The sequence below is a fragment of the Methylophaga sp. UBA1464 genome (assembly GCF_002325665.1).
GTDB lineage: Bacteria > Pseudomonadota > Gammaproteobacteria > Nitrosococcales > Methylophagaceae > Methylophaga.
On sequence record NZ_DCSO01000075.1, the window covers coordinates 5,635 to 9,501 of the forward strand.

General features: G+C 45.0%; 6 protein-coding genes and 1 pseudogene. 6 read left to right on the forward strand and 1 reads right to left on the reverse strand.

Annotated elements, in window-relative coordinates:
- Positions 1-166 (reverse strand): annotated as a pseudogene (locus B3O33_RS08980) (2,3-bisphosphoglycerate-independent phosphoglycerate mutase); the annotation flags it as partial.
- A gap of 158 nt (positions 167-324) precedes the next feature.
- Here B3O33_RS08980 and B3O33_RS08985 point away from each other — a divergent pair.
- Genes B3O33_RS08985 through B3O33_RS09010 form a run of 6 tightly spaced genes read left to right on the forward strand, consistent with a single transcriptional unit; the run spans position 325 to position 3,793 of the window.
- Positions 325-615 carry an ArsR/SmtB family transcription factor gene (locus B3O33_RS08985; RefSeq protein ID WP_292361041.1) on the forward strand — a complete coding sequence of 97 codons (291 nt, stop codon included), beginning with the start codon at positions 325-327 and terminating at the stop codon, positions 613-615.
- A 34-nt stretch (positions 616-649) separates the two neighbouring features.
- On the forward strand, positions 650-1,069 hold the full coding sequence (locus B3O33_RS08990) for a rhodanese-like domain-containing protein (protein ID WP_292361039.1): 420 nt from the start codon (positions 650-652) through the stop codon (positions 1,067-1,069).
- A 19-nt stretch (positions 1,070-1,088) separates the two neighbouring features.
- Positions 1,089-1,346, forward strand: a complete 258-nt coding sequence (gene grxC, locus B3O33_RS08995) for a glutaredoxin 3 (RefSeq protein WP_292361037.1) — start codon at positions 1,089-1,091, stop codon at positions 1,344-1,346.
- Positions 1,347-1,367: 21 nt separating this feature from the next.
- Entirely contained in the window at positions 1,368-1,850 is a 483-nt protein-coding gene (gene secB, locus B3O33_RS09000; RefSeq protein ID WP_292361035.1) for a protein-export chaperone SecB, read from the forward strand.
- Positions 1,851-1,867: 17 nt separating this feature from the next.
- A complete protein-coding gene (locus B3O33_RS09005) occupies positions 1,868-2,890 on the forward strand; it encodes an NAD(P)H-dependent glycerol-3-phosphate dehydrogenase (protein ID WP_292361033.1) in 1,023 nt (340 codons plus the stop codon).
- A 30-nt stretch (positions 2,891-2,920) separates the two neighbouring features.
- Positions 2,921-3,793 carry a hypothetical protein gene (locus B3O33_RS09010; RefSeq protein ID WP_292361031.1) on the forward strand — a complete coding sequence of 291 codons (873 nt, stop codon included), beginning with the start codon at positions 2,921-2,923 and terminating at the stop codon, positions 3,791-3,793.
- The last annotated feature ends 74 nt before the right edge of the window (positions 3,794-3,867 follow it).

The window sequence follows — 3,867 nt, forward strand, 5'->3', positions numbered from 1 at the left end:
GGCCGACGCCTGCACCGGAGGCGTTGATCAGGGTGTGCGGGTAATCATTCCAAAGATGATCCCAGACAGGGGTGTTGGCTGCCATGATGGCATTATGCTTTGCTTCCTCACTATAACCCCAGCCATCCAGAATTATCAGCGCAAGTGGGCGGTGCATGTGGCTCATGGATTTATCCTTATAACACGGGTTGAGACGGCTTGCGGTTGTCAAAAACAGTGAACACTGCAAATCAACAACAATGCTGTGTATTATATGGGCTTTTGTAATCAATTACAGTTGCAATCGCATTGACTGACATCATTTCACATACTGGAAACCCGCAAATGCATGCTTTAGATGAAGATATTGAACGCGCCGCATTTGCGCTGAAAGCAATGTCAAATCCATTGCGTTTGAAAATTCTTTGTACCTTAGGTGATAAAGAGCTGTCAGTGCAGGATATTGTCGATCATGTTGGCACCACACAGAGTAACGTGTCTCAGCATCTTGCCAAATTAAAAGAAAAAAATATTTTAGCGGCCAGACGAGATGCAAATCGGATATTTTACCGCGTTAAAGATGATCGTCTGTTGCGACTCATCAGTATGATGTGTGAACTATTTGGCACGAAATAAATATCATCAATATTCTTAATTTTAGGGTTGTTTAATGGAAAATCTGGGCGAATTTATTGTTAATCATTGGATACTGTCCAGCTTGTTTGTCGTACTGCTATGGTTGGTGTTTTCCGATTCCTTAACACGCAAACTCAGTGGTTTTAATACAGTTGATGTAACGACGGCTGTCAATCTGGTGAATCAGCAGAAAGGCTGTTTTGTGGATGTGCGTGATAAAGCCGCATTCGAAAGCTCACATATCGTTGATTCAGTGAACGTACCGCTGGCAGATATCGATGCGAACCTGAAGCCATTAAAAAAGAAAGAGCAACCAATCGTCTTGGTTTGCGACAGCGGCCAACGTGCTAAATCTGCGGCAAAGCAGTTTAAGGCTCGTGGTTACACCAATATTCATGTGCTGTCTGGCGGCTTACACGCTTGGCGAGATGCCAAATTGCCGCTGTTCAGTTAAAAGCTTGGAACGCACTGTTATGAATAAAGTCATCATTTACTCATCCGCACATTGCCCTTATTGCGTTATGGCAAAGCAATTATTGGATCGTAAAGGCATTAGCTACGATGAAATCCGAGTGGATCAGCATCCTGAAAAACGTGAAGAAATGATGCAGAAAAGTCAGCGTCGTACCGTGCCGCAAATATTTATTAATGGTAAAGCAGTCGGTGGTTACACCGATTTGGTTGATATTGATCGTTCTGGTCAGCTCGATGCTTTACTGACAAAAAATTAAATTTTAACGAGAGGGAAAATCATGGCTGAAGAAAATGCAGCAGCAACAGAAGAGCAACAACCTAAGTTCATCATTCAAAAAATCTATACCAAAGATATTTCATTTGAAACGCCTAATTCGCCGGCAATCTTTCGTGAAGAATGGAAGCCGAAACTGGATCTGCAGTTAGGTAATGAATATACCCGTCTCGATGAAGATACTCATGAAATCATTCTGATTGTTACCGTAACAGCCAAAGTGAATGATCAAGTTGCCTTTATTGCTGAGGTGAAGCAGGCTGGAATTTTCACTTTAACGGGTTACAGCAAAGAAGAAATGGGGCCTTTAGTTGGCAGTTATTGCCCGAATACGATTTTTCCTTTTGCCCGTGAAGTCGTTTCAGATGTCGTTATCAAAGGCGGTTTCCCGCAGTTGGTATTGGCACCAGTGAATTTTGATGCAGTTTACAGACATCAAATTGACCAGGCACGCCAGCAAACTGAAGCAGCACAGAATACGCATTAGAACCTGAATTCACGGCAATGACCTCATTTGCTTTAATGCCAACTTTAGTGATTGGTGCCGGTGCCTGGGGAACAGCGCTGGCGATTGCTATGGCCAGAAATGGCCATGAAATCTGGTTATGGGGCCGTGATAAAGAACAGCTTGCGCGAATAGCGGCAGAACGGATGAACAGCCGTTATCTGCCGGAAATTATTCTGCCGGACACATTAAAAATTGAAATGGATCTGGAAAAGGCACTCACCCACTGCAAACATGTAATGGTGTCAGTGCCTAGCGCGGCTTTTAGTGAGACATTGCTGAGAATCAAACCTGTTTTGCCACAAGGTATTCCTGTTAGCTGGTCAACTAAAGGTTTAACGCCGCATACTGGTCAGTTTCTGCACGATACGGCGATTGAAATACTTGGTGCAAAACACTCACTGGCAGTCGTATCGGGCCCATCATTTGCAGCAGAAGTTGCAGCCGGATTGCCCACCGCTTTAACCGTAGCTTCCCGGAATACCGAATTTGCGAATGCATTAGCCAATGCCCTTCACAGCAGCACTTTACGAGCTTATACCACCAATGATGTGTTGGGTGTGCAAGTTGGTGGCACCGTTAAAAATGTGCTGGCAATCGCCGCAGGGATCTGTGATGGCCTGGGGTATGGTGCCAATGCGAGGGCAGCTTTATTAACGCGAGGCATGGCTGAAATCATGCGGTTAGCCAGTACGTTGGGCGCTGAACCGGAAACCATGTTTGGCTTGTCTGGCATGGGAGATTTGATCCTCACTTGTACAGACAATCAGAGCCGTAACCGCCAGCTAGGCTTAGCCATAGGTTCCGGACTGACAGTTGATGAGGCGGTGTTAAAAGTGGGTAAAACAGTGGAAGGCATGCATGCTGCCAGAGAAGTTTTATTACGCGCGCAGCAAGCCGGAATTGAAATGCCGATTGTTGAGCAGGTATGCAAAATCCTGTTTGAAGGGTACGATCCGCGCAAATCTGTTCAGGCGTTATTATGTCGTGAACAAAAAGCAGAGTCTCCGGTAGTCGGATAAACGTGATACGAATTAATTGAGGAAATTTATATGCAAGGCATTGTGAAATACAGCAGCATCATTGCACTCAGTATGGCAATGACGGTCGGCTTGTCTGCCTGTGGCAACCCCTTCAGTAAAAAATCATCAAATGATGATGAAGTTGTCATGTCACAAAGTGGTCCGATACTTTGGGAATCAAATCTGCAATACGTTCGGTTGGTAGAGCGTGATCAGCCAGGAACCAATCAGCATCCGTTGCCAATAAATCAGGACGAAATGCGTGAGGTACTGTCATCGCTTTACGTCAACCAACGCGTATTATTAAGAACTCAGCAAGTCCCCTTGTTTTCTCCGGGTGAACTGCAAATTTTAAGTTCAACATTAGCGCAGGGGCTAAACCGTGCCCAGCCCAACGAAGATATTACGTTTGTTACCTTGGGTGTTCATGCCGGTGCGATTGCGGCAGAACGCAAAACCAATAGTGGCCGGGTATTTGTCGATAATAATGGCCGTTTGAATATCATTTTTGGTCTTCTGCATGAGGAGTACCGTGATAAAGAACAGTATACCGGCCAGGAGATTGATCGCCGGGTAAATCCATTATTACCGGGTAACCGTAGATCAGACTCTCAGCCAGCAACCAAAGTGGCTTTGGATAATGGTGTGTCATATTACCAAGAGGATGGATCGGAACGGTCTGACTGGGTTGTAATTGATATTCCAACCGTATTAGCCACTGCAGCCGAGCGGAAAGGCCAGGATACGGGTGCATTAACCCCGGAAATGCGTGAAGAGATTGCCAGAACCAAGCGCCAAACAGATAATCTGACTGACGATGTAGCCAATATCAAGGAAGTCCTGTTTGAAATGTCTGAGCAACTTGAACAGCTCAAACAGCAACTGGAAGAAAATAAGGAATAAACTATCCTGATAATGATAAAAAGGCGCTTAAAGCGCCTTTTTTATTGGTCTTGACCCGTCCTAAATAAGGTTGA

What these genes read in the sequence shown, in the direction of transcription:
- B3O33_RS08985 (WP_292361041.1), top strand. Translation starts at nt 325, where the DNA reads ATGCATGCTTTAGATGAAGATATTGAACGCGCCGCATTTGCGCTGAAA.
- B3O33_RS08990 (WP_292361039.1), top strand. Translation starts at nt 650, where the DNA reads ATGGAAAATCTGGGCGAATTTATTGTTAATCATTGGATACTGTCCAGC.
- grxC (WP_292361037.1), top strand. Translation starts at nt 1,089, where the DNA reads ATGAATAAAGTCATCATTTACTCATCCGCACATTGCCCTTATTGCGTT.
- secB (WP_292361035.1), top strand. Translation starts at nt 1,368, where the DNA reads ATGGCTGAAGAAAATGCAGCAGCAACAGAAGAGCAACAACCTAAGTTC.
- B3O33_RS09005 (WP_292361033.1), top strand. Translation starts at nt 1,868, where the DNA reads ATGACCTCATTTGCTTTAATGCCAACTTTAGTGATTGGTGCCGGTGCC.
- B3O33_RS09010 (WP_292361031.1), top strand. Translation starts at nt 2,921, where the DNA reads ATGCAAGGCATTGTGAAATACAGCAGCATCATTGCACTCAGTATGGCA.